The 23,631-nt window shown below is 58.2% G+C and carries 21 protein-coding genes; 7 read left to right on the top strand and 14 right to left on the bottom strand.

Annotated features, from left to right (window positions below; translation table 11 throughout):
• Window positions 1-4: 4 nt before the first annotated feature.
• Together ATU_RS17600 and ATU_RS17595 are read left to right on the top strand one after the other, a co-directional pair.
• Window positions 5-163: a hypothetical protein gene (locus ATU_RS17600; protein WP_155276041.1), complete on the top strand. Its 159-nt coding sequence runs from the start codon at window positions 5-7 to the stop codon at window positions 161-163.
• Window positions 164-178: 15 nt separating this feature from the next.
• A complete protein-coding gene (locus ATU_RS17595; protein ID WP_010973317.1) occupies window positions 179-1,633 on the top strand; it encodes a glutamate synthase subunit beta in 1,455 nt (484 codons plus the stop codon).
• A 74-nt stretch (window positions 1,634-1,707) separates the two neighbouring features.
• Here the strand turns inward: ATU_RS17595 and ATU_RS17590 are convergent, their stop codons facing one another.
• The 4 genes from ATU_RS17590 to ATU_RS17575 form a co-directional block, all read right to left on the bottom strand.
• Window positions 1,708-3,063, bottom strand: a complete 1,356-nt coding sequence (locus tag ATU_RS17590) for a sensor histidine kinase (protein ID WP_006313440.1) — start codon at window positions 3,061-3,063, stop codon at window positions 1,708-1,710.
• On the bottom strand, window positions 3,060-3,734 hold the full coding sequence (locus ATU_RS17585) for a response regulator transcription factor (RefSeq protein ID WP_010973316.1): 675 nt from the start codon (window positions 3,732-3,734) through the stop codon (window positions 3,060-3,062). Before ATU_RS17585 ends, ATU_RS17590 begins: the two co-directional genes overlap by 4 nt.
• Before the next feature lie 251 nt (window positions 3,735-3,985).
• Window positions 3,986-5,221 (bottom strand): SGNH/GDSL hydrolase family protein, encoded by a 1,236-nt coding sequence (locus ATU_RS17580; RefSeq protein ID WP_010973315.1) that lies wholly within the window; start codon window positions 5,219-5,221, stop codon window positions 3,986-3,988.
• A gap of 63 nt (window positions 5,222-5,284) precedes the next feature.
• A complete protein-coding gene (locus tag ATU_RS17575) occupies window positions 5,285-6,505 on the bottom strand; it encodes a lytic murein transglycosylase (protein ID WP_010973314.1) in 1,221 nt (406 codons plus the stop codon).
• A 195-nt stretch (window positions 6,506-6,700) separates the two neighbouring features.
• Here ATU_RS17575 and galU point away from each other — a divergent pair, with 195 nt between their 5' ends.
• The gene (gene galU / locus ATU_RS17570; protein WP_006313444.1) at window positions 6,701-7,588 is read left to right on the top strand and encodes a UTP--glucose-1-phosphate uridylyltransferase GalU; all 888 of its coding nucleotides are present in this window, start codon (window positions 6,701-6,703) and stop codon (window positions 7,586-7,588) included.
• A 60-nt stretch (window positions 7,589-7,648) separates the two neighbouring features.
• Here galU and uppP read toward each other — a convergent pair whose 3' ends face one another.
• Together uppP and ATU_RS17560 are read right to left on the bottom strand one after the other, a co-directional pair.
• Window positions 7,649-9,142, bottom strand: a complete 1,494-nt coding sequence (gene uppP, locus ATU_RS17565) for a polysaccharide biosynthesis protein UppP (RefSeq protein ID WP_010973313.1) — start codon at window positions 9,140-9,142, stop codon at window positions 7,649-7,651.
• Between the two features lie 6 nt (window positions 9,143-9,148).
• Window positions 9,149-9,469 carry a hypothetical protein gene (locus ATU_RS17560; protein ID WP_162520656.1) on the bottom strand — a complete coding sequence of 107 codons (321 nt, stop codon included), beginning with the start codon at window positions 9,467-9,469 and terminating at the stop codon, window positions 9,149-9,151.
• A gap of 92 nt (window positions 9,470-9,561) precedes the next feature.
• On the opposite strand from ATU_RS17560, the gene ATU_RS17555 reads away from it, so the two are divergent.
• Complete coding sequence (locus tag ATU_RS17555; protein WP_010973311.1) at window positions 9,562-9,927, top strand: PAS domain-containing protein; 366 nt, start codon at window positions 9,562-9,564, stop codon at window positions 9,925-9,927.
• 59 nt (window positions 9,928-9,986) lie between these two features.
• Window positions 9,987-10,982: a KpsF/GutQ family sugar-phosphate isomerase gene (locus ATU_RS17550; RefSeq protein WP_010973310.1), complete on the top strand. Its 996-nt coding sequence runs from the start codon at window positions 9,987-9,989 to the stop codon at window positions 10,980-10,982.
• A 73-nt stretch (window positions 10,983-11,055) separates the two neighbouring features.
• On the opposite strand, the gene ATU_RS17545 is transcribed toward ATU_RS17550, so the two are convergent.
• The 6 genes from ATU_RS17545 to ATU_RS17520 form a co-directional block, all read right to left on the bottom strand.
• Complete coding sequence (locus ATU_RS17545) at window positions 11,056-11,520, bottom strand: NfeD family protein (RefSeq protein ID WP_006313449.1); 465 nt, start codon at window positions 11,518-11,520, stop codon at window positions 11,056-11,058.
• Between the two features lie 2 nt (window positions 11,521-11,522).
• A complete protein-coding gene (locus ATU_RS17540) occupies window positions 11,523-12,572 on the bottom strand; it encodes an SPFH domain-containing protein (RefSeq protein WP_010973309.1) in 1,050 nt (349 codons plus the stop codon).
• A 57-nt stretch (window positions 12,573-12,629) separates the two neighbouring features.
• Entirely contained in the window at window positions 12,630-13,664 is a 1,035-nt protein-coding gene (gene hemH / locus ATU_RS17535) for a ferrochelatase (protein WP_010973308.1), read from the bottom strand.
• Window positions 13,665-14,014: 350 nt separating this feature from the next.
• Complete coding sequence (locus ATU_RS17530) at window positions 14,015-15,925, bottom strand: 5'-nucleotidase C-terminal domain-containing protein (protein WP_010973307.1); 1,911 nt, start codon at window positions 15,923-15,925, stop codon at window positions 14,015-14,017.
• Between the two features lie 215 nt (window positions 15,926-16,140).
• Window positions 16,141-16,515, bottom strand: a complete 375-nt coding sequence (omp10, locus tag ATU_RS17525; protein ID WP_006313453.1) for an outer membrane lipoprotein Omp10 — start codon at window positions 16,513-16,515, stop codon at window positions 16,141-16,143.
• A 149-nt stretch (window positions 16,516-16,664) separates the two neighbouring features.
• Window positions 16,665-18,110, bottom strand: a complete 1,446-nt coding sequence (locus tag ATU_RS17520; RefSeq protein WP_010973306.1) for a homospermidine synthase — start codon at window positions 18,108-18,110, stop codon at window positions 16,665-16,667.
• 259 nt (window positions 18,111-18,369) lie between these two features.
• Here ATU_RS17520 and ATU_RS17515 point away from each other — a divergent pair, with 259 nt between their 5' ends.
• Entirely contained in the window at window positions 18,370-19,278 is a 909-nt protein-coding gene (locus tag ATU_RS17515) for a GGDEF domain-containing protein (protein WP_006313455.1), read from the top strand.
• Here the strand turns inward: ATU_RS17515 and ATU_RS17510 are convergent.
• Entirely contained in the window at window positions 19,275-19,910 is a 636-nt protein-coding gene (locus ATU_RS17510) for an aminotransferase class IV family protein (protein ID WP_010973305.1), read from the bottom strand. The two genes, ATU_RS17515 and ATU_RS17510, sit on opposite strands and share 4 nt — an antisense overlap.
• Before the next feature lie 99 nt (window positions 19,911-20,009).
• Complete coding sequence (locus ATU_RS17505) at window positions 20,010-21,860, bottom strand: M3 family oligoendopeptidase (protein ID WP_010973304.1); 1,851 nt, start codon at window positions 21,858-21,860, stop codon at window positions 20,010-20,012.
• Between the two features lie 169 nt (window positions 21,861-22,029).
• Between ATU_RS17505 and ATU_RS17500 the strand changes: the two genes are divergently transcribed.
• Window positions 22,030-23,571, top strand: a complete 1,542-nt coding sequence (locus tag ATU_RS17500; RefSeq protein ID WP_006313458.1) for a sigma-54-dependent transcriptional regulator — start codon at window positions 22,030-22,032, stop codon at window positions 23,569-23,571.
• Window positions 23,572-23,631 lie beyond the last annotated feature (60 nt).

Here is a 23,631-nt window from a genome sequence, read left to right as displayed (position 1 = left end):
CTGCGTGAGGACACTACACCAACTGGTCTCGCTGATAACAGCGGCCGCCGTTCCCACGGCGGTCACCTGGACGAGCGGCGAGATCGGATTTGAGTTCATCGTGCTGGGGGCGGCTTTCGGTTTCGCTTACTGGTACTGGGGCCCGACAGGCGCTCCGCTTTGATGTGAGGACATAAACGTGGGCAAGGTTACAGGTTTTCTGGAGATCGACCGGCAGGTGGGCAAGTATCAGCCCGCATCGGATCGTATCCGCCATTTCCGCGAATTCACCATTCCGATGTCGGATGCCGAGGTGCAGAAGCAGGCGGCGCGCTGTATGGATTGCGGAATTCCCTACTGTCACGGCCCGACGGGCTGTCCCGTGCACAACCAGATCCCGGACTGGAACGATCTGGTCTATAACAACAATTGGGAAGAGGCGATCCGCAACCTCCATTCCACCAACAACTTCCCGGAATTTACCGGCCGCGTCTGTCCGGCACCCTGCGAAGAAGCGTGCACGCTGAATCTCGAGGATGCGCCGGTCGCCATCAAGACGGTCGAGCAGGCTATCGCAGACAAGGCTTATGAGCTGGGCTTCATCGTGCCGAAGCCGGCGACGATCCACACCGGCAAGAAGGTCGCCATCATCGGTTCCGGCCCCTCGGGCATGGCGGCTGCGCAGCAGCTTGGCCGCGCCGGTCACGAGGTTCACGTTTATGAGCGTGAATCGAAGGCTGGGGGCCTGCTGCGTTACGGCATTCCGGACTTCAAGATGGAGAAGAACTTCATCGACCGCCGCGTCGAGCAGATCAAGGGTGAAGGCGTCACCTTCCATTGCGGCGTTAATGTCGGTGTGGATGTGACGGTCGAAGCGCTTCTGGCCGATCATGATGCCGTTCTTTATTGCGGCGGTTCGGAAACCCCGCGCCCGGCCGGCATCGGTGGCGCCGATTTTAATGGCGTTTATGATGCCATGCCTTACCTCGTGCAGCAGAACCGCCGCGTCGGCCGCGAAAACATCGACAGCGTCGGCTGGCCCGCCGATCCGATCCTTGCTGGCGGCAAGCATGTCGTGGTCGTCGGCGGCGGCGATACCGCATCTGACTGCGTCGGCACGGCGTTCCGTCAAGGTGCGGTAAAGGTCACCCAACTCGACATCCGTCCGATGCCGCCGGAAAAGGAAGACAAGCTTGCGGTCTGGCCCTTCTGGGCAACCAAGATGCGTACCTCGTCCTCGCAGGCCGAAGGCGCGATTCGCGAGTTCCAGGTGGCGACGCTTGAATTCGTCGGCGAAGACGGCGTGTTGACGGGCGTGAAATGCTGTCAGGTAGATGACCGCCGCAAGCCGATCGCCGGCACGGAATTCATCATCAAGGCCGATCTCGCCTTCATCGCCATCGGCTTCTCCGGTCCCTTCACCGATAGCGTGCTGAAGGAAATGGAAGGCAAGCTGACGCTCAACACCGATCGTCGCGGCTCCACAAATGTTGTCGCCAACGAAACGGACTACAGGACCTCGGTCGATAAGCTGTGGACGGCGGGCGACGTTCGCCGTGGTCAGTCGCTGGTGGTCTGGGCGATCCGCGAAGGCCGGCAGGCGGCACGGGCAATCGATGAAGCGCTGATGGGAGCCACCGTTCTGCCGCGCTGAGCAGGCGGAATCGATAGGAAACGGAAAGGCCTGTTGCAGACGCGACAGGCCTTTTTTGTTTGACTGCTGCGTTCTCAGCAATAGGGAAGCGCGATGCGGAAGCAGGCGCCGCCGGTCGGGGAATCGCTGATGCTGATCTCGCCGCCGTGATAACCGATGATCTCCTGCACGAGGTTGAGCCCAAGGCCGGTGCCGCGATCCTTCGGTCTCATCCGGTGAAATGCATCGAAGACGAGCTCCCGTTCCGTCTCGGGAATACCATCGCCGTCATCGGCTATCTCGATCACTCGGTTTGAGGCTACCCTTATGGTGATGGTTCCGTGATTGCCGCCATGTTCGATGGCGTTCTGTATGATGTTCATCAAAGCGCGCTGCAGCGAGGCGTCATCGGCAAGGGCGAGGATCGGTTCTTCTTCCGGCTCGAAGGACAGATTATATCCTTGTGAGATCGCAAGCGGCGCCATATCCGCGACCACGGACCTGCACAGGCCGACGATATCAAGCGGAACAAGGGGTGCTTTCTGCCCGCCGAGGCGTTGCAGATCGAGCAATTGTTCGGCCAGCACGGCGATGCGGCTGGCATCCGCCAATATCCTGCTGCGGGCGGGACCTTCCAGTAAGGTTTCAACGCGGGTCTGGAGAATGGCGACGGGGGTTCGCAATTCATGGGCGGCATCGAGAATGAAACGCTTGTGCCTTTCATAGCCATCGTCCAGCCGCTGCAATGCGCCGTTGACGGCATGCACGAGCGGCTGCACCTCCCTTGGAATATTGCCATCCGGCAATCGATATCCTCGTTTGTCGATATCGATGGACTGGGCAGTGCGCGCAATCGTGGAGAGCGCGCGAAATTCCCGGCGAATGATCCAGGGAATCGCCGCGATGGTCGCGATTGAAACGAGAACGAGAACCGGCAGGATAAGGATGTTGGAGAATAGCAGGACCGGAAGGGTCATGCTCAATGGACCGCCTTTTCCTATCATCGCGAATTCCCCGGCCGGCCCGGACACGCGGCGAACGACGGCGACATATAGGACGGCGAAGTACGAATAGGACATTCCTGCTTCGCGTATATTGGAGATTTTAACATCGTTCATCTTTTGGTCCATGTCGCTGAAGGCTTCGGGCACCGGTCCGCCCTGGATGATTTCGTCCTTTTCGGACAGCGCAACGAACCAGAAATCAGGCATCTCTTTGCACAACTCAAGGTATGCTGGCGTCTCTTTGAGTGCAATTTTTCCGCTCTGTTCACGAATTAAAGCGTTCGCTGTGATCTGCGCCGCCTCTGAGCTGATGAGCGCGCTCCCGGTGCCGTCGGTCAGCAAATAAACGATGAAGGCGACTGTCACGATGACGAGGCTGCCGATCTGGAAAAGCAGCAATTGAATTGTCAGTCGGCGTTTGAGTGATCTCGTTTTAGCCGGCTTCATACGGTCGTCCTCATAAGGTAGCCAACGCCTCTGATGCCGTGAACCTCGACACCCGCATCCGCGGCCGCCAGTTTGCGGCGCAAGCGGGAGATATGGGAATCGAGTGCATTGGACTGGATTTCATCATCGAAATTATAGACGGCCTCCTCGAGCATCGAGCGCAGCACCGTTCTGCCCTGTCGCCGCAACAGGGCCTCAAGGATCAGCAATTCCCGTCTCGTCAGCGGAAGAAATTCCCCCTTGATGCGCACCTCACGGGTTTCGAAGCAGAATTCCAGCGCGCCCAGTCTCGCCGTCATCTTCACGGTGCCGGCCGGCCGGCGCATCAGGGCGCGGATGCGGGCAAGCAGCTCCTCAACGGCGAAAGGTTTGGCCAGATAATCGTCCGCGCCGAGGTTCAGGCCATTGATCCGGTCCGCAAGCCCCCCCTGCGCCGTCAGCACAATGACGGGTGGGGTGACGGGCAGGAGACGCAGATCCTCGATAAGCTGGATGCCGTCGCCATCGGGCAATTGCCGGTCAAGCACAACAAGGTCGTGAACGCTGTCCATGATGGCGTGACGCGCCAGATCGAGCGTGCCGACCGTATCCACGATAATATCGAACCGGTGGAGCGCCGCGGACAGGGCTGCTGCCATTTCGCGTTCGTCTTCAACAAGCAGCAGGCGCATGAAATCGTCTCGACCGTATCCGGCGTCGTCTCCCGGGAGGAAGAACACGCGTGAAGTCAAAAAAAGACGGCGCCGTTCACGCTAAAGGCAAGCGATGTGTCGCCGTCAAGTCAATATCGCCTTGCCGGAGAGGGATCAGAGATGACTGATGGAACCATCCCCGCATTCCTGCAAAGCGGTCCTCAAACTGTCATGTTGGGATTGCATCAACATTACGCCCCAGCGGGGCTACTGAAACGCAGGGACAGCGCCTATTGTTTTGCCTGTGCGGTATCCGGCACCAGACGATAGTCGTCGATACGCCCTGCCGGCGCATCAGACATTTCTCCCCGCTTGGTCAGCCTCTCGCGAGGCGATTCCACCACCGATACGCGTGTCGGTCCGGCCGCAAGGGGGGCATCGCCCAGAAGCTTGTCGCCACCATCGAGATTGGGATCGGTTAGGCTGATCGGCTGGGTGCGAACCAGACCTGCGTCAATGCCGAGCGCCGGCAGGGAGGTGAGGGCGGGCAGATTACTGCCGTCCAGTTTCACCAGATCGGGCCCCGCGCTATCGAGGTGCCTGCGCACGAATTTCTCGACGTAGAAGGCGAGCTTGCGTTTGCCGGCCTGCGTCATTCCGATGCCATCGGCCTCACGCAGACGGGCCTGTTGGCCGTTCATGTCGTAGCCGGTAATGACGAATTTTCCGGCCTCATCGACAAAACCGTCCCATACATCCACAAATTCACCGCCATATTTTTCGACATGGCTGCGATAGAGCCGATTGAAGCCGACGAGATCGGCCGAAAGCGAAGGCGACTGGAAGGCGGGTACGCCAACCCAAAGCACCGGCACCTTCGGGCGACCGGCAAGGGTCAAAAGCTCGTCGATCCGCCGTTCATATTCCTTGAACCAGACTTCCGTGCCGAATTTTTCCCTGACATCACCGATCTGCATCTGCTGGCGATCGTTCGACCCCATCATGATGACGATGGTGGCCGGATTGGTCTCGCTTATGAATTGCGGCAGATTGGCGAACCAGTCGTAATAATCCTTGCGCACGAGGCCGGAAGAACCGTTGGCACGCACATCGACGGTGATCGCCGGCGAGCTGGCAAATGCATTGACCAGCTCTTCCCCCATGCCGCCGGCCAGGAAATCACCGATGACCAGAACGCGTCTCGCATTTTCAAGCTTGGCGGCAGGTTCCGGTTTTGCGGTTCGCATCTGAACCACCGAGGGGGCTTTTCTTGTGGGCTGTGGGCGGGTGACCGATCTTTCCCGCGGCGCAGCCGGAAAATCCCGGCGGCTGCGGGGCTGATATTCCCGGCCGGAACTACCATCGCGGCCCACCGGCTTGCCAAACAGCATTTCGAAAAGGGTGCGCCGCTGCTCCTGTGCGAAGGTTTCTGAAGGAACGAGCGGCACACAGAGGACAGCGGAGAGAACGATGGCGCAGAAACGCCAACCCGTCTTTCCGTTTCTCGCCTCAGGTTTCCTACTCATCACATCAACCTTTCCGGATGCATCGGCGGCGTCCGTGACGTCGCCGAATTCGCCGGCACATTATCAATTGCGCAGGGCTCTCAGCAATCGCTGCGACGGCTCGCCGTCATTTTGCATGCCCATGCGGGACTGGATGGCGCTGATGGCAGCTTTCGAACCGGAACCGAAATTGCCATCGATCTCGCCATCGTAATAACCGAGTTCCTTCATACGCGTCTGGAGCTCGAATTTTTCGCGAATATCCAGCGTACCGTCGGGGCGCGGCCATTTCTGCTGCATGCCGCCATAACCGGCGATCTCATCCGCGAGCAGACCAACGGCCAGGGCGTAGCTGTCGGAGGCGTTGTATTTCTTGATCGTGAAGAAGTTCTTCATCATCAGGAAACCAGGGCCGTTTGCGCCGCCCTGCAGTTTCAGCATGGCGCGATCGGAACCGCGGGTGAAAGTCTTGCCGTTGGGGCGGGTGAAGCCGAGCTTCGACCATTCCGCAATGGACTTTGTCTGCCCTTCGTAACGGGCGCCGCCACGTGGCACGGCGGTTTCGTAACCCCAGGTCCGGCCGGGTTCCCAGCCGTTCTTGGCCAGAAGATTGGCGGCCGTCGCCAGGGCGTCCGGAACGGAATGCCAGATGTCGCGCTTGCCATTGCCGTCAGCATCGACCGCATAGAGCAGGTAGCTCGTGGGAATGAACTGGGTGTGGCCCATCGCGCCGGCCCAGGAGCCCGTCAGCTGTTTGGGGGTGACATCGCCGGACTGTAAAATCTTGAGCGCGGCGATCAGCTGCGTGCGCGCGAATTTGGCGCGTTTGGGATCGGAATAGGCGAGTGTCGCCAGCGCCTGCGGAATGTTGTGCAGTCGCTCCGGCTTTTCAAGAACCGCGCCGTAATTGGATTCCATCGACCAGATGGCAAGAATGATGTGTTTGTCGACGTTGAAGTTGCGCTCGATCCAGTTGAGCGTCGTCGCATGTTTCATCTTCATTTCGCGACCGATCCGCACCGTATAAGGATTGACGCGGGAATCGACATAATCCCAGATCTGAGTGGTGAATTCCGGCTGGAAGGTCGCCTTGCGCAGCGCGTCCGGATCCGGCTCGCTGACACCGGCAAAGGCCTTCTGGTAGGTCGCCTTGCTAATGCCTTCTTTGGCGGCTGTTGCGTAGAACTGGTTGATCCACTGCTTGAACCCCTGATCGGCCCGGGCCGAGACGGGGGAAAGCGAGATCGCCAAGCCTGCAAACATCATGCAACCGAATTTGCGGACATTTGAAAGGGTCTTTGTCATCGTCAGTCTTTCGTTCTCTCGAATATCATTTCGATTGCGAAAACGCATCGGGCGTCATCATGGATAACAAAAGAATGTCAACAAATTCTTTACCATTAATAGATGGTAGCGTCACCCTTTACAAAACGTTGTTATTTTTGAAATAACAACAGTGTGCGGGGATTGTGATCAAGTTTTATCTCTCAGGAGGGATATGTGGTAGAACAGAAGAAAATTCGGAAGGCCGTATTTCCGGTCGCAGGTCTCGGTACACGTTTCCTGCCCGCCACCAAGGCAGTTCCGAAAGAAATGCTCACCGTCGTCGACAAGCCGGTCATTCAGTACGTTGTCGATGAGGCGGCGGAAGCGGGTATCGAGCATTTTGTATTTGTCACCGGCCGCGGCAAGGCAGTGATCGAAGATTATTTTGATATTCAATTTGAACTTGAACAGATGCTGCGCGAGCGCAACAAGAATGCCGAGCTGACATTGCTGGCCGGCCTTCTGCCCAAGGCGGGCACGGCAAGCTTCACGCGCCAGCAGGTGCCGCTCGGTCTCGGCCATGCGGTTTGGTGTGCGCGTGATATCGTCGGCGATGAGCCTTTTGCCGTGCTTTTGCCCGACATGATCATGCATTCGCAAAAAAGCTGCCTGAAGGGCATGGTCGAACTTTACGACCAGACCCAGGGCAACGTCATCGCGGTGCAGGAATGCGCTCCCGACCAGACGCATAAATATGGCATTGTTGGCGTGGGAAATGCCGTCGGCGAAGGCTTCAAGATTACCGAAATGGTCGAAAAGCCAGCCAAGGGTACGGCGCCGTCGAATTTCTACATCAACGGTCGTTATATCCTGCAGCCGGAAATTTTCGATATTCTCGAAAATCAGGAACGCGGCGCCGGTAACGAAATCCAGTTGACGGATGGCATGCTGACGCTCGCCAAGTCGCAAGAATTCTCCGGCTATCATTTCCGTGGGCAGACCTTCGATTGCGGCGCCAAGGATGGTTTCATCCTGGCAAACGTCGCTTTCGCACTGGAGCGCGGCGATATCCGTCCGGCGATCGAGGAGCCGATCAAGGCTTTGATCGAGGGTCTGAAATAATCGACCGGAATACACAAGGAAATCCCGGCCTTCGCGCCGGGATTTTTGTTTTGGGGCTCATTATCGTTTCAGGACAAGTCCCGCGCCGACACGCAATTCATTGCTGTCATAAACCGGGGTCCATTGGTAGCTGACATCTGCGGTCAGGTCGAGATAACGGTTCAGCCCCCAGGTCAGGCCGGCGCCTGCCGTATATTCCACGGCGTCCTCTGTATTGGAGGAGGGGAATGTGCGGTGCACGATCTGCCCCGTTAGGCGCGCGACCAGGTTGTTGCGCAATTCATGGGTCAGGCCGGCATCCAGGCGATAGGAAATCCAGCCGCCCTGCGGACCGCCGGCAAAGTCCTCTATCGTCGTGCGCAGCCCGAGATTGACATTCGTGCCACGCTGGGGAGCCCAGTTGAGTTTGCCATCCAGCGTCAAGGCGCCGATTGCGGCCAGGCGATCATCGTCATATTCCTTGCGCAGATAGCCGATTGCAGCCTCGCCGCGGGTCTTTTCGCCGAGATCGACTTCTGCGCCGACCTTCGCTCCATAGGCATTGGAGGAGCGGGCATAGCCCGAATTGTCGAGGCGGCTGTCATATTTGGTTGTCCCCACATTCAGTTCGAGGAAGGGGATCAAAGCAGGCGACAGTTCATAACCGATGCGTCCGCGCAGGTTCGCTCCGTTCTGGTCGCGATCGCTGAGGCTGATCGGTCGGCCATCGAGGCCCTTTGCATCCGTATAGACGGTGCGTGAGAGATCGAGCGCTGCAAGCCCGCGCAGCTTGCCGAAATCCCGCTCTATCGATGCGCCGGCGGTGAAGCGGTGCTCACCACCCTGCACGGCAGCGCCGGTCAGAGCATTGGGGTCCGTGGTGCCTTCACGGCTGAATTCATAACCCGCCTTGAGATTGGCGGTCGTTTGCGCACCGAGATCGAGGCGCAGATTGGCCTCAATATTTGCCCGGGGTTCTTCGCCATTCTTGTTGCCGCCGAAGTTTCTCTCCCAGGCGCCATCGCCCGTCACCGTCAGTGCGTGCCGGGACCAGTCGCTGGTGAGCGTACCGCGTATGCCCGTCGTCAAATAATTGCGCCGGGAGGGGCCGCCCGTATTCGTCTGTTTTTCCGTATTTACCGTCTGGCTGATCGAAGGCCTGAGCACGAATGTGCCGAGCCGGATGCCTGATGTCTGTCCGGGTTCGGTTGCTATCCGCGGATTTTCCCCGCCGTCCATTGTCGGCTCATAGGGGTTCTCAGCCTCGGCAGAGGGTTGGCCGGCTTCGTCCGGCTGTTCGTAGATCGGGTCGCCGGGATTGCTGGAGGGGCGCCAGAGTTGCGGAGCGGGAGCGGGTGTGGCCGGCGCTGTGCCTGTGCCCACTGCGCCGCCCGTCGCCGGGGTGGTTGAAACCGATCCGTCAGCAGCGGAAGCGGCGCCCGGCACCATTGGTGTGGCTGTCGCTGCAGTCTGCGCAAAGGCGCTTTCGTGAGGGTAAAAAATCGTGCAGGCAAGCAGCAGGGTTGCTGCTTTCCGCGACGTCGGCAGACGTGTGGCGGTGCCCTTCACTTTCATTCCTTTTCACCCGGCGAGTTTGGCCGATGCCGGATCGAAAGTCCACCAAGGCATCTCTTCAGACCCGATGATTGGCAGGCTGATGAAATGACGTGAAGAAACCAGGGACCAGACAGCCGACGCAAGTTTTAACATCGCTTTAACAATAGGTTTTTTATGGTTAACAGTTGATAAAGATCGGCGGGGATTTCGGCGTTGGGGCGTGGGTGAAAATTCAGCTGCGCCTGCCGAGCGAACTGGCGCCCAGAATTGCACCGATGCGGATTGCCGTGCGGACCCGCCGTAACCGCAAAATATTTCTAATATGCGAAGATTAATACGTTTCAATTTGGCACGGAATTGTCCTATGCTTGCAAAGAGCGACCGTAAATCGTTCAACAAATCGTATTGAATTTTATTTTATGTGACAGCATCGTTTCATGAATCGCGTTTTGAACATCCGGAAAGTCGGTTTTTATTGTTGGGATATTACCAATGACCGCTTCTATCTCGATGAAATATGCGCGGAATTCTTCGGGATTTCGCTGAAACAGGCGATGCAGGGCATCAGTATTTTTCAGATGCTTGAAAAAGTGGATATCGATCATCGAAACCGTGTGATCGAGACGGCGCTGCTCACCCTGAAGGCCGCGAGCTTTTACGACCAGGAATATGCCGTGCGCCGTAGTGATGGTTCCATCTTATGGGTAAGGACACTCGGGCGATATCTGGTCGATGAAGAAAACATCCCCTTCAAGCGGCTTGGAACGATGGAAGAGATTTCCCCGCCCGATCTGCGTCATTAAAAACAGGGCTGAATGGCGGGAGAGTGGACTTATTCCGGCTGAAAGAGTAACAGTCGGCCATGATTACGCGCGCTGTCAAACTGGTCGAAGACAATGCCATCGAATCCGCCGTGCGGACGATTTCGATGGAGCGGGCTGGCCTTGCCGCCCTTGAGGATGCCCTGAGAAACGGCCTTTCAGAGCCTTTCTGCAAGGCGATCGAGACCATCGGCCAGTCGAATGGCCGTCTCATCATTACCGGGGTTGGAAAAAGCGGCCACATAGGCGCAAAGCTTGCCGCCACCTTCGCCTCTACCGGAACGCCTGCCTTTTTTGTGCACGCGGCGGAGGCAAATCACGGCGATCTGGGCATGATAGGCGGCGATGATGTGGTGCTGGCTATTTCAAAGGGTGGTGAAAGTGCTGAATTGCGCAGCATCATCAATTATTCCCGCCGTTTCTCCATTCCGCTAATCGCACTCACCTGTTCGGAAAATTCATCGCTCGCACGGGCCTCAGATATCGTGCTTCTGGTGCCCAATGAACAGGAAGCCTGCCCTCTGGGCCTTGCACCCACCACTTCCACATTGATGCAGTTGGCGCTGGGCGATGCCCTTGCGGTCGCGCTTCTTGAGGCGCGCAATTTCACCGCTGGTGACTTCAAGGTGTTCCACCCCGGCGGCAAGCTGGGTGCGAGCCTGACGCTGGTCAGCGATATCATGCATACGGGTGATCGTGTGCCGCTGGTCAACAAGGGAACGGCCATGCCCGAGGCGGTGGGCGTTCTCTCGCGCAAGCACTTCGGCTGCGTTGGCATTCTGGACGAGGATGGCCGTCTGTGCGGCATCGTCACCGAGGGCGACATGGCACGCAACCTGTCGCGCAACCTCGCCGAGCTGGTGGTCGACGACATCATGACCCGCAGCCCGAAAACCGTCAAAAAGTCGGTGCTGGCGACCAGTGCGCTGGCGACGCTGGAAAAATTCCACATCGGCGCGCTGATCGTCGTTGATGACGACAACCGGCCGATCGGGCTGGTGCATTTCCACGATCTCCTGAGAATCGGTGTCGCTTAAGCCATTCCGCGGAAACTGGACTTCAGGCTTCTGTCTGGAAATGCGGCGCCACCGCCACCGCGCGGCCCCTGGCTTACCGATCTATCGGTTCGATTGTCAGCGTGCGCCCGCGTGCCGAGGCAATCCTGACGCGGGTTCCGGCCGGCAGGTCTTCGCCATTCACCGGCCACCAGGTATCATCCAGCCTTATCCGACCTCGACCCTCGACGATTGGTTCCTGCAGAGTTGCGGTGCGGCCGACAAGGCTTGCTTCGCGCTGGTTCAGGAAGGGCTCGTCGCTTGTCGCGTGGTTTCGGCCGAAATATCTCCGGCCGAGCAGGGCGAACACCACGGAAAGTGCGGCAAACAGCACCAGCTGCAATTGCCACGCCCAGAATGCCGCTTCCCAGAAAAACAGCGAAACCACGCCGATGACAAGTGCGGCAAGCCCGATCCATATCAGGAAGACGCCGGGCGCGATGAGTTCGGCGGCCAGCAGCACGAAGCCGACGATCCACCAGCTCCAGGGTCCCAGCTCAGTGGCAAGCCGTTGCAACATCGTTACTTCTCCGATGAAGAGCCGAAGGGATTACCCGGGATGGTAACGTTGATGCTCTGGCCGGAAGCCCGGGTCGGCGGCACGGAGCGGGACGAGGTGGAGGGGGCAGGCGCGCTCGGAGTATCGCCCTTGTCGCCGAACACTTCTCTCGCAATCGTGCCGATGCCACCGAGGGAGCCGATCAGCGCCGAGGCTTCCATCGGCATCAACACGATCTTGGAATTCTTGGCCGTGCCGATCTCGGCGAGCGCTTCGGTGTATTTCTGTGCGACGAAATAGTTGATGGCGTGGACATTGCCGGCGGCAATGGCTTCCGAAACCATGCGGGTGGCGTTGGCTTCGGCCTCGGCAAGACGTTCGCGTGCCTCGGCATCGCGGAACGCCGCCTCGCGCTGGCCTTCTGCTTCCAGAATGGCGGATTGTTTTGCACCTTCCGCGCGCAGAATCTGGGCGTTGCGGGCGCCCTCTGCTTCCAGCACCTGTGCGCGTTTTTCGCGCTCCGCCTTCATCTGCCGCGCCATGGAATCGACGAGGTCCTTTGGCGGCGCGATATCCTTGATTTCGATGCGGGTGACCTTGATGCCCCAGGGTCCCACGGCCTCGTCGACCACGCGCAGAAGGCGATCGTTGATGGCATCGCGGTTCGACAGCAGCTCATCGAGATCCATCGAACCCATCACCGAGCGGATGTTTGTCATGGTGAGGTTTTCGATCGCCATTTGCAGATTGGAAATCTGGTAGGCGGCCTGTGCGGCGTTCAATACCTGATAGAAGGTGACGGCATCGGCCGAAACACTGGCATTGTCGCGGGTAATGACTTCCTGCGTCGGGATGTGGAGCACCTGCTCCATCACGTTCATTTTCGAGCCGATGCTTTCGAAGAACGGTATGATGAGGTTCAGGCCGGGTTCGAGCGTGCGGGTATAGCGTCCGAAGCGTTCAACCGTGTAACGATGCCCCTGCGGCACGGTCTTGATGCCGGCAAACAGCACCAGAATAACCAGAACAACCGCCGCTATGACGACGATGTCAAAACCGCCCAATGCAATCATCACTTTCCTCCTAGGATCAGAACGTCCGGGATTTATCCCAACAACCTTATGGCAAGATTACACCCAGCCTTGCAACTCCCGTCTTACAACCTTTTCGAGAACGTTCATGCCTTCGGTGCTGTCATTCAGACAGGGGATATGGGTAAATTTCTCTCCGCCATTATGCAGGAAAATCTCCCCGGCTTCACCGGCGATTTCTTCCAGCGTCTCAAGACAATCCGATACGAAGCCGGGATTCATGACGGCAATGCGCTTGATGCCCTCCGAGGCCAGCTTCTCCACGGTCTTGTCGGTATAGGGCTGCAGCCATTCTTCCGGCCCGAAGCGGGACTGGAAGGTGATCATGAAATTCTTCTCGGTCCGCCCCAGAGCCTCCCGCAGCAGGCGGGCGGTTTTCTGGCAATGGCAATAATAGGGATCACCCTTTTTGAAATAGGATTGCGGAATGCCGTGGAAGGAGGTGATCAGCATTTCCGGCTCCCAGTCCAGCGTCGCCAGATGGTTTTTCACGGAGGCGGCGAGCCCCTCGATATAGGCCGGATCGTCATGATAGGGCGGCACGGTGCGGATGGCCGGTTGCCAGCGCAGCTTCATCAGATGCTCGAAAGCCTTGTCGTTCACGGTTGCCGTGGTCGAGGCGGCATATTGCGGATAAAGCGGGAAGAGCAAGATTTTTTCGCAACCCTGTTCCTTCAGGGCATCGATCCTGGATGCGATGGAAGGCTGCCCGTAACGCATCGCCCAGTCGACCACGACATTCGGAAAGTCCTTCAGCGCCGCAGCCATCAGCTCGCCCTGGCTGCGGGTATAGGTGCGCAGATAGCTTTCGTTGCGCTCGTGGTTCCAGATTTCCTCATAGGCCTTGCCGACCTTCTGCGGACGCTTGTTGAGGACGATGCCGTAGAGGATCGGATACCAGTAGAGACGAGACCATTCGATCACGCGCTTGTCGCTTAGAAACTCCGCCAGATAACGGCGCATCGGCCAATAATCCGTGCCGTCAGGCGTGCCGAGATTGACGAGCAGGACGCCGACCTTGCCAAAAGTTACGCGGGGATGGTTTGCGGGGAGTGCGGATAGTTCTGTCGCCATGAATGACACCTGAAACTCGGACTGGTTATGTGAGGAGCGGTTTCGCCTCGGATAAAGGCCTGAACACTCCATCTTCTGTTAGCGCCTAAACACAAACCGTGACGCGGCTTGGCCGGAAATGCCCGGTCTATACGCATAGGCCGATAGTTTGTTCATCGTGTTCTAGACGAAATTCTTCAGGATTAAACCACCGGCGGAGGCTATTTCCGGGGCCGGCGCAGCCGCAGGCTGTCTTTTGGCAAAATTTGATCTGCAGATGTCTGTTTTCATAGGGAAAATAAGAAACCGGCCCCGTTGTCCGGAGCCGGTGTTATGTGTGCGGCAAATTGCCCTGTCCGTTCCCGTCCGGCTTATTGAGCCGGCAGTTCCAGCTCTTCGCCGATCTCGATGTGGTTCGGCTGCTTCAGTGTGTTTGCCTTGGCAATTTTGTGCCAGAGAGCACCGTCGCCATATTTCTCGGCAGCGATCTTCCAGAGCGAATCGCCTTTTTCGACGACATATTTGCTAACGGCGGCAGCGGCCGCAGCAGGTGCCGGGGATGCCGGCGCCGTTGCAGCCGGTGCGGTGGCGGCTGGCGCTGCAGGCGCCGGAGCGGCAGCTGGGGCAGGCGCGGGTGCCGCGGGCTTCGCCGGAGCGACATAACCGGCAGGCGTCACTTCGCTGATGCGGCCGTCGGTATAGGGCTTGTAGGGGCTGTTGGCGGTGATATAGGCCGCAACTGCGTCTTCGAGATTGGGGCCGAAGTCATAGGCGTTGATGGCGTTGGTCGCAAAGACCTTGAAGCCATCACCACCGGTGCGCACGTAATTATTGGCTGCGACAGTATAGGTCTTTGTGGGATCGAGGGGCACGAAGCCGTCGCCTTCCTTGACGTCGACCGAAACGATGCGGCTGCCGGCCGGCTTGGAACGGTCGAAGGAGTATTTCATGCCGGAAACCTGCATGAAGCGGCCCGCGACATCATCGATCTGGCTGACGCCATTTTCGAGGGCGGCGCGAATATCCTCGCCCTTGAGCTGAAAGGTCGCAACGGTGTTCTGGAACGGCAGAACCGTGAGCACTTCACCCATCGAGACGTCGCCGCCATCGATGGAGGAGCGCAGGCCGCCGCTGTTTGCAAAAGCGATGGTGACGCCCTGATCCTTGACGCGCGCCAGTGTCGCATCGGCCACCAGATTGCCCATGGAGCATTCTTTCACGCGGCAAACCTTGCGGTCGCCTTCGATCGGACCTTCCGAGGTGCCGACGACCTTGGATTTCAACGCCTCGATCGGTGCCTTCAGCTCATCGATGCGCTTCAGCGTGGCTTCGTCAGGTTTGAAGGTGGAGTCGATCAGGATGGGGTCGCCCTTGCTTTCCTTGACCACGCCATTGTCGTCGAAGACCACTTTGAGGTCACCGAGATATTTGCTGTACTGACCGGCCTGAACCACCGGAACCTTATAGCCGCCGGGATTGTCAACGAGCGTCGGGTAGGGGCCTTCGGCCTTCTGGTCGGTATTGGACAGCAGCGTATGCGAGTGGCCGCCGACCACGACGTCGACATCAGGGATTTTGGCAATGAATTCGAGGTCACGCGGATAACCGACATGGGTGAGCGCGATGATCTTGTTGACGCCGTCCTGCTTCAGCTTCTGCACCTGTTCGCCGATCTTGGCGACATCTTCTGCGATGGTGATATTGGGACCGGGTGTTGCCAGTTCCGCCGTGTCGTTGGCGACGGCGCCGACGATGCCGATTTTCTGGCCGCCGACTTCAAGCACGATGGAGGGCTTGACGCGGTCGCCGATTTTCGAGGCGGCGGTGGCCACCACATTGGCGGTTACGACGGGGAACTGCACCTTGTCAAGGAAGCCGGCGAGACCGTCTTCGCTATCGTCGAACTCGTGGTTGCCGACAGTCATGGCGTCGAACTTCATGGCGTTCAGCACTTCCGCTTCCACCGTCCCCTTGTAGGTGGTGTAGAACAGCGAGCCCTGGAAATTGTCGCCGGCATTGAGCAGGAGAACATTTTTCCCGCCTGCCTTCAGCGCGTCACGCGTCTGGTTGATTGCGGTCAGCAGGCGCGCGGCGCCGCCGAAGCACTCGTTTTTGCCTTCCTCTTCCGCTGAGCAAGTCGAATCGAATTTGTTGATCGATTCAATACGGGAGTGAAAATCGTTGATGTGAAGAATGTTGAGCTCGTAATCGGCAAGAGCCGCTCCGGCCGAAAGCGTGATCGCCGAAACGCTCAGCATACCCAGTCCCAATATTTTCTTCATGGTCCCTCTCTCCTGTTCAAAGCGGAAGCCCGGGCCGGTTGATCATCCGCCGGCCGTGCTCATTCTCTAATCCAAAATCATGTCAGTCTTTCAAAACGGGATGTTTCCATTTAGCGGCAGTCGCCGCAAGCGAAATATGACAGTTGCGCAATAAAGAAAAACGCACGCCGGAGGCGCGCGTTTCAGAAGGTCATCTCATTGAAAAGGCGAGGTTATCAGCCTTGACGCGTGAGCGAGAACTGGCTGTTCGCGTCCGTCGTGCAGTTCAATTGTGACGGGGAGACGAGCGCGCAGTTGACACGCGACTGTGTGTTGCGCACCAGCGAGGTCATGTTGATTTCATAAAGCGTCGGCGAGATCGTCACATAGGTGCCCGAGGCCAGAAGCGTGTTGGTGTCGGTCGAACGGGTGGAGAAGGCTCCGTTCTGGAAGGTCGATATGATGCCGTTGCGGTCGATCCAGCGGCCGTCGACAGCCGGTCCGCGGGAAAGCGAAGGCGCCATCGAGGTCTGCTGCGAGGGTCCCGGTGCGACGCATGAAGACACCGCGATGGCGGCACTAAGCAATGCAGCGCTTGTCTTGAAGTTCATGAGCCTGTTCTCCTGCGATTCGATGAAACCTTCTATGCTTCGACCATGCCGTGAAGCGTTCTTTATTTCAAGGCAACGTTGTTCGCTCTCCCCGGTTCCTGATATTGTTCAGGAAAGCCCCGGCGTGGCAAATATGAGACGCCGATCCGTCAGCGCACCAAGATGTTGCGGAACTGCCAGGGATCGGACATGTCGATATTGTCGGGGAACAGTCCCGGCCGGCCGTCAAGCGGTGTCCAGTCGGTGTAATGCCCCTCTACCGGGCCAAGATAGGGGCGCTGCACTTCGAGGCAACGGCGATAATCCATCTCATCCGCCTCGACGATGCCGGCCTCAGGGTTTTCGATCGCCCAGGCCATGCCGGCCAGAACTGCCGAACTGACCTGCAATCCGGTGGCATTCTGACTGGGGGCAAGCGACCGCGCCTCCTCGAGGCTCAGCCGCGAACCGTACCAATAGGCATTCCTGTCATGGCCATAGAGCAGAACGCCCAACTCGTCTGCGCCGTCAACGAGTTCGTCTTCGCCAAGCACATGCTGGATCGGCTGCGGGTTGCCGCCATTGCCGAAAAGTTCGTGCAGGGACAGAATGGCGTCGTTGCAGGGGTGGTAGGCATAGTGGCAGGTGGGCCGATAGGTCACGTCGCCATCATCGTTGCGGACGGTGAAGTAGTCCGAAATCGAGATCGCTTCATTGTGGGTGACGAGAAATCCATATTGCGCTCCAAGCCCCGGGCACCATGTGCGCACCCGCGTATTGGCGCCGGGCTGGTCGAGATAGATCGCCGCCTTGCTTCCCTTTTTCTGCTTTTTCGCGTTTTTCGGCATCCAGTTTTCATGTGTTCCCCAGCCGAGTTCGGCCGGTTGAAAACCTTCGGCGATAAAACCCTCCACGGACCAGGTGTTCCAGAAAGCGCCGAAAGGTTTCGGCTCTTTCGCCCGCTGGGTGTCGCGCTCGGCCACATGCACACCCTTGACGCCAAGCTGCTGCATCAGCTTTGCCCAGCCTTCCCGGTCGTGCGACTGCGGTTCCTCGATGTCGAGGCCGGTATCCTTTGCGAGATTAACGAGTGCCTGCTTCACGAACCAGGACACCATGCCGGGATTGGCGCCACAGGTGGAAACCGCGGTCGTGCCGCCGGGCTTGCGTGCCCTTTCCTTCAGCATGGTCTCGCGCAGCGAATAATTGGTTCTGGCACGATTGTCGGCGTCGGCGTCGAAATAGAAGCCGGGCCATGGCTCCACGACGGTGTCGATGTAGAGCATGCCATGTTTGCGGCAGATCCGCATCAGATCGACCGAGGCGGCATCGACCGAAAGATTGACGCAGAAGCCCTTACCCTGCACGCCTTTGAGAAGCGGCTTGAGAACGTCCTTATAGTTCTCCTTGGTCAGATGTGTCTGGACGTGACGGATATTTCTCTCCGCGAGAAACGCAGCGATGTCCTCGCGCGGATCGATGACGACGAGCCGGGTTCTGTCGAAATTGAAATGACGCTCGATCAACGGAAGAGTGCCGCGCCCGATGGAGCCGAAGCCAATCATGATGATGGGGCCGTCGATATCGCCATAAATCGGGTAGTTTGCGTCCGTCATTCGTCAATTTTCCTTTTTCAGCCAATAAGTAAGCTAGATCATAAAAGCGTGCCACAATAAAGGGCAGGTGGATGACGGACATATGACGGTAATGACGCCGAGATGGGTCTACACATTCTTTCCACCATATTCTGCCCCTTCGCATTTTAGAGAGTGCGTTTATAATTAAGCCCTGATTTTCGTGCAGGCGTCCAAAGGCTCGGGGGCTAGGGCCGCATGACGACAGGGAAATTTTTAGCCATCGCAGGGGAGCTACCTGTTGAATGATCTTTTAGAGCGTGTCGCAGCGCTTCAGAGCGCCACCCCCGTTCTTATCGCCCTTTACGATTCCAACGACCGGCTGCGCCATGCCAATCCGTCGTTTCGGGAAAGCTTTCAACTTGCCGATGGTGATTTTCCGACCTGGGCAGACATCATGCGGCTGAACCACCGGCTGCGCACCGGTGTCGTCATCCGCAACAATGATTTCGAGGGATGGCTGCTCTCGGCACAGTCCCGGCGTGGCAAGCTGCCCTATCGTGCCTTCGAGATGGACCTTTACGACGGTCGCTGGTTCTGGATGACGGAAACGGTGCAGCAGGATGGCTGGATGCTCTGCGTCGCAAGCGATGTTACCGAATTGCGTCAGGGTTACAGGACGCTGCGGCAGGACCGCGATCTGGCAGTGCGCGCCTCGCAGACGGATGAATTGACGGGTACGGCGAACCGTCGCTTCGTTTTCGCCAAGCTTGCCTTACAGGTGGAACAGGTTTCCAAGGGGCTTGAAGCGCCCTTTTGCCTTTGCACGCTCGACATCGATTTTTTCAAGCAGATCAACGATCGCTTCGGCCACAAATGTGGGGATGCGGTGCTGCGCGATTTTGTCGGCATCGCCCATTCCGTCATCCGGCGGGTGGATTGTTTCGGCAGGATCGGCGGAGAAGAATTCATGCTCATCCTGCCGCGCAGTTCGATCGCCGAGGGCCGGGAGATCGTCGAGCGGCTGCTGCAGAAGGTACGCCTTTCCAGACCGCTCTCGGAGTTCCCGGATTTCTCCTACAGCTGCTCGGCCGGCATGACCGTTTTTCGGATGATGGAAAACGCCGACGATGTTTTCATGCGCGCCGATCAGGCGCTTTATGCGGCCAAGGAAAAAGGCCGCGACCGGCTTCTGGCGGTCACGGTTTAAATCAGTTCCGCTGCAATCAATCCCTCCAGCGAATTGCCGACGAAGATTTTCCGACCGGCAATATCCTCCGGCTTCAGCGCCTGCCCGCGTGCCCGGCGTTCGCGGATTAGGTCGGCGCGCAGCACACCCGGCAGAATGCCGCTGTCGAGCGGCGGTGTCAGCATCGGCCCTTCAGGCATTTCGACGAAAATGCTGGTCGACGATCCCTCGCACAATTCGCCGCGTTCGTTGAGCAGCAACACCTCGTCTGCCTCCTCGGCTGAAAATTCGGCGCGAGCGGCATCATAGGGCTCCCGGCGAGACGACTTGTGGCGATAGAAGGTATCGGCGGAATCGAGTGTTGTCTGTCTGGCAATGCGGACGCGCCAGACGGCATTTTCAGGCAACGGACGGAATTCGACCGTTTCGATATCCAGCTCGCCCTTGTAGTTCATGACCAGCCTGACGCAGAGCGGCTTTTCACCGCCCACCTGCTTTTCCAGCACCTGAACCGCATTGACGGGCGCGCGAAAACCCAGCGCATCGGCGGAGCGCAATAGCCGGCGCATATGCTGGTCGATGCGCTGAAAGCCGGTTTGCGGCTCCCATCGCAGGGTTTCCCTCAGGGTCAGATCTGCGGGTTTGCGTTTCATGGCCTGTGCTCGTCGCCTGGAAGGTTTACCGGTCTCTCCGCTGGCAATATCAACCGGCAAAGCTTGTCCGAAATAGGTTAGCTTTGCCGGTCGAAGAGATTAAGCCTGTTTCCTGTCCAGCTCTTCCAACTCGTCGATCAGTCCTTCGATCATCGAAAGGCCCTTGTCCCAGAAGGAAGGATCGGTCGCATCGAGGCCAAAGGGTTTCAGAAGCTCCGAATGGTGCTTGGTGCCGCCGGCTTTCAGAAGCTCGAAATATTTCTCCTGAAAACCCGCTTCGGCCTTCTGGTAAACCGCATAGAGCGAGTTCACCAGGCAATCGCCGAAGGCATAGGCGTAAACATAAAAGGGCGAATGGATGAAATGGGGGATGTATGTCCACCATGTCTCGTAACCCTCCGAAATCCGGATGGCCGGGCCGAGGCTTTCGGCCTGAACGGAGAGCCACAATTCGCCGATCTGCTCCGAGGTAAGCTCGCCCTCTTTGCGGGCGGTGTGCAGTTTGCGCTCGAATTCGTAAAATGCGATCTGGCGCACGACCGTATTGATCATGTCCTCGACCTTGCGGGCGAGCATTGCTTTGCGTTCCCGGATATCTTTCGTGTCGTCGAGCAGCTTGCGGAAGGTCAGCATTTCGCCGAAGACGGAAGCGGTCTCGGCAAGCGTCAGCGGAGTTGCGCACATCAGCGCCCCCTGTTGGCCGGCCAGCACCTGGTGCACGCCATGGCCAAGCTCATGGGCAAGCGTCATCACGTCGCGCGGTTTGCCGAGATAGTTGACGAGCACGTAAGGATGAGCTGAGGGCACGGTCGGATGGGCGAAGGCGCCGGGCGCCTTGCCGGGGCGGGCAGGCGCGTCGATCCACTCTTCGTCGAAGAATCTGCGGGCGATATCGGCCATTTCAGGGGCGAAATTGCCATAAGCGGAAAGCACGGTATCCTTCGCTTCATCCCAGGGGATGATCGTATTCGACGTATCGGGAAGCGGCGCGTTGCGGTCCCAATAATTCATCTGCTCCATGCCGAGCCATTTCGCCTTCATGGCATAATAACGATGCGAAAGGCGCGGATAGGCCTTTTTGACAGCCGCAGCCAAGGCATCGACCACGTCGCGCTCGACACGATTGGCCAGATGACGGCTGTCGGCAATATCCTCGAAGTTGCGCCAACGGTCGGAAATATCCTTGTCCTTGGCAAGCGTATTGGTGATGAGGGTGAAGACCCGCAGATTGTCCTTGAAGGTGGCGCTCAACGCTTCCGCCGCCTTCCTGCGGGTTTCCGGCTCCGGCTCCTGCAGCATATTGAGCGTCACTTCCAGCGAAAGGCTTGCGCCATCAATGTCGAAACGCAGGTCGGCCATCGTTTCGTCGAACAGGCGGTTGAAGGCTGCCGCGCTGGTCATCGATTTTTCAAGAAACAGCTGCTCGAGCTGATCGTCGAGCTGGTGCGGCTTGTCCTTGCGCAGGTCTACCAGCCAGGGACGGTAGTGGCCCGCTGCGGCATCGTTCGCCATGCAGGCATCCATCACGGCATCGTCGATGCGGTTGAGTTCCAGCGTGAAGAACAGCAGGTGCGCGGAAATCTCCGTCAGTTTCGCCTGAGCATCACCGTATAGCTTGCCATTTGCCGGGTTTGACGTATCGGAAAAATAAGTAAGGCCGGCAAAGGAGCCGATGCGGCCGATAAGGTCGTCCAGCGCTTCATAGTCCTTCAGCGCCGCGCCGATACCGTCTTCGCCTTTGGCCTTTGCGGCGGATTCGAGCTTGTCCTTCCATTTTGCCTCGAAAGCTGCTGCCATCGAAGCTGCCTTTTCGAGATCGCGCTTATATTCCGGTGAATCCCCAGACGGATAGAGATCCGAGAGTTTCCAGCCCGGCAGATCGCCGAGCACCGGGCCGGAGGTTTCGGCAAGCGAGAATACGGGGTGCGGAGCGGGGCGGTGGAGGGTCATCGGACGTATCCTTCTGGTTATGCTTTCAAAGCATATGGGGACCCTGTTTCCCGCGGCAATGGATAAAATGCAAGCAATTCTCAAAACTGGATGTTCAAATCTCCCGTGCCAAAGTGCGGCATAAGGGACCGCATGAAGCAGGTCCATAAACCGGAAACCGGAGCTAAAAATGACCGCGCATGTTCTCGTGATAGACGATGATCCCGTCCAGCGCCGCCTGCTCAAAAATGCGGTGGAACGTTATGGGCATCTGGCCTTGCTTGCCGAAAACGGCAGGGCGGGGCTGGAATTGCTCAAGCAATATAGTGGCGAGATCAACGTCATTGTCCTCGATCTGATGATGCCGGAAATGGACGGGCTTGCCTTTCTGAAAGCTGTAGGCGAACTCGGCACGGATGTTCCGGTCATCGTACAAACCGGACAGGGCGGCATCGACACCGTTGTGCAGGCCATGCGCGCCGGCGCTTTTGATTTCGTCGTGAAGCCGGTTTCGCCGGAAAGGATCGGCGCCGCCATCTCCAATGCGCTCAAGCTCGACAGGAAAGAGGCAAAGGCCCGCACGGGCAGGCGCGGACGGAGCAATGCAGTGAATTTTACCGATATCGTTTCCGCAAGCCCCGCAATGCTGAGGGTCATCGAACTGGCGCAGCGCGCCGCCCAGTCCAGCATTCCCGTGGTGCTGGAAGGCGAATCCGGTGTCGGCAAGGAAATGGTCGCCCGCGCCATCCAGTCAGGCGGCGACCGGGCGAACAAGCCGTTCATAACAGTCAATTGCGGTGCCATTCCCCATAATCTCGTGGAAAGCATCCTCTTTGGCCACGAGAAGGGCGCCTTCACGGGTGCGACGGAAAAACATGTCGGCAAATTCATGGAGGCGGATGGCGGCACGCTGTTCCTCGATGAAATCGGTGATCTGCCGCTCGACGTACAGGTGAAGCTGCTGCGCGCCGTGCAGCAGGGCGAAATCGAAACCGTCGGCTCCGCGCGGGTGCAGAAGGTCAATGTGCGGCTGATTTCGGCCACCAACAAGAACCTTATCGAAGAGGTGAAGGAAGGCCGCTTCCGCGAGGACCTCTATTATCGCCTCAACGTCTTCCCGATCACCATTCCGGCGCTGCGCCGGCGCAAGGAAGATATTCCCCATCTGGCGCGGGTTTTCGCCGAACGCTTTTCGGCGGAGCAGAAACTGCCCAATCCCGTCGGCCTCGATGCCAGTGCGCTGGCGCTGCTGACGGCCTATGACTGGCCCGGCAATATCCGCCAGTTGGAAAACGCCGTTTTCCGTGCCGTGGTTCTGTCGCAGGGTTCGGAACTGTCGGATTCCGATTTTCCGCAGATCGCGCTGCAGCTGCCGGAATTTTCGAACGGTGATGATGGGGACGATATTATCCGCTCACCATCCGGATCGTCGTTGAAGCTTGCGGCCTATTCACCGCCGCCGGCTGCCGAAAGCCATGCTGTTATCGAGGAGCCGTCGGATATCTCCACCACGATCTATCGTGGCGGAAACCTGATCTCCAGCACGGACGATTCGGGCAATATCCGGAAACTGGCAGAGATCGAGGAGGAGCTCATCCGTTTCGCCCTGCGTTTTTATCGCGGCCAGATGAGCCAGGTCGCGAGAAAGCTCGGCATCGGCCGCTCTACGCTTTATCGCAAGCTGAAAGATTATGGCATCGATCCGGATGATCCGCTTCGAGACGTCGCATGAGAGTCCAAACCGTTTATTCCAGGGCAGATCGTGAAATTCGTTAACTTCTGAGCAAGGATA

Source organism: Agrobacterium fabrum str. C58 (genome assembly GCF_000092025.1).
GTDB lineage: Bacteria > Pseudomonadota > Alphaproteobacteria > Rhizobiales > Rhizobiaceae > Agrobacterium > Agrobacterium fabrum.
This window is presented reverse-complemented; position numbering and strand designations above follow the sequence as displayed.

Bases quoted from the DNA above. Each gene is read 5' to 3' on its own strand.
- ATU_RS17590 (WP_006313440.1), bottom strand. From the start codon at position 3,063: ATGAAGCCGGCTAAAACGAGATCACTCAAACGCCGACTGACAATTCAA.
- ATU_RS17585 (WP_010973316.1), bottom strand. From the start codon at position 3,734: ATGCGCCTGCTGCTTGTTGAAGACGAACGCGAAATGGCAGCAGCCCTG.
- ATU_RS17580 (WP_010973315.1), bottom strand. From the start codon at position 5,221: ATGAGTAGGAAACCTGAGGCGAGAAACGGAAAGACGGGTTGGCGTTTC.
- ATU_RS17575 (WP_010973314.1), bottom strand. From the start codon at position 6,505: ATGACAAAGACCCTTTCAAATGTCCGCAAATTCGGTTGCATGATGTTT.
- uppP (WP_010973313.1), bottom strand. From the start codon at position 9,142: ATGAAAGTGAAGGGCACCGCCACACGTCTGCCGACGTCGCGGAAAGCA.
- ATU_RS17555 (WP_010973311.1), top strand. From the start codon at position 9,562: ATGAATCGCGTTTTGAACATCCGGAAAGTCGGTTTTTATTGTTGGGAT.
- ATU_RS17550 (WP_010973310.1), top strand. From the start codon at position 9,987: ATGATTACGCGCGCTGTCAAACTGGTCGAAGACAATGCCATCGAATCC.
- ATU_RS17545 (WP_006313449.1), bottom strand. From the start codon at position 11,520: ATGTTGCAACGGCTTGCCACTGAGCTGGGACCCTGGAGCTGGTGGATC.
- ATU_RS17540 (WP_010973309.1), bottom strand. From the start codon at position 12,572: ATGATTGCATTGGGCGGTTTTGACATCGTCGTCATAGCGGCGGTTGTT.
- hemH (WP_010973308.1), bottom strand. From the start codon at position 13,664: ATGGCGACAGAACTATCCGCACTCCCCGCAAACCATCCCCGCGTAACT.
- ATU_RS17530 (WP_010973307.1), bottom strand. From the start codon at position 15,925: ATGAAGAAAATATTGGGACTGGGTATGCTGAGCGTTTCGGCGATCACG.
- omp10 (WP_006313453.1), bottom strand. From the start codon at position 16,515: ATGAACTTCAAGACAAGCGCTGCATTGCTTAGTGCCGCCATCGCGGTG.
- ATU_RS17520 (WP_010973306.1), bottom strand. From the start codon at position 18,110: ATGACGGACGCAAACTACCCGATTTATGGCGATATCGACGGCCCCATC.
- ATU_RS17510 (WP_010973305.1), bottom strand. From the start codon at position 19,910: ATGAAACGCAAACCCGCAGATCTGACCCTGAGGGAAACCCTGCGATGG.
- ATU_RS17505 (WP_010973304.1), bottom strand. From the start codon at position 21,860: ATGACCCTCCACCGCCCCGCTCCGCACCCCGTATTCTCGCTTGCCGAA.
- ATU_RS17500 (WP_006313458.1), top strand. From the start codon at position 22,030: ATGACCGCGCATGTTCTCGTGATAGACGATGATCCCGTCCAGCGCCGC.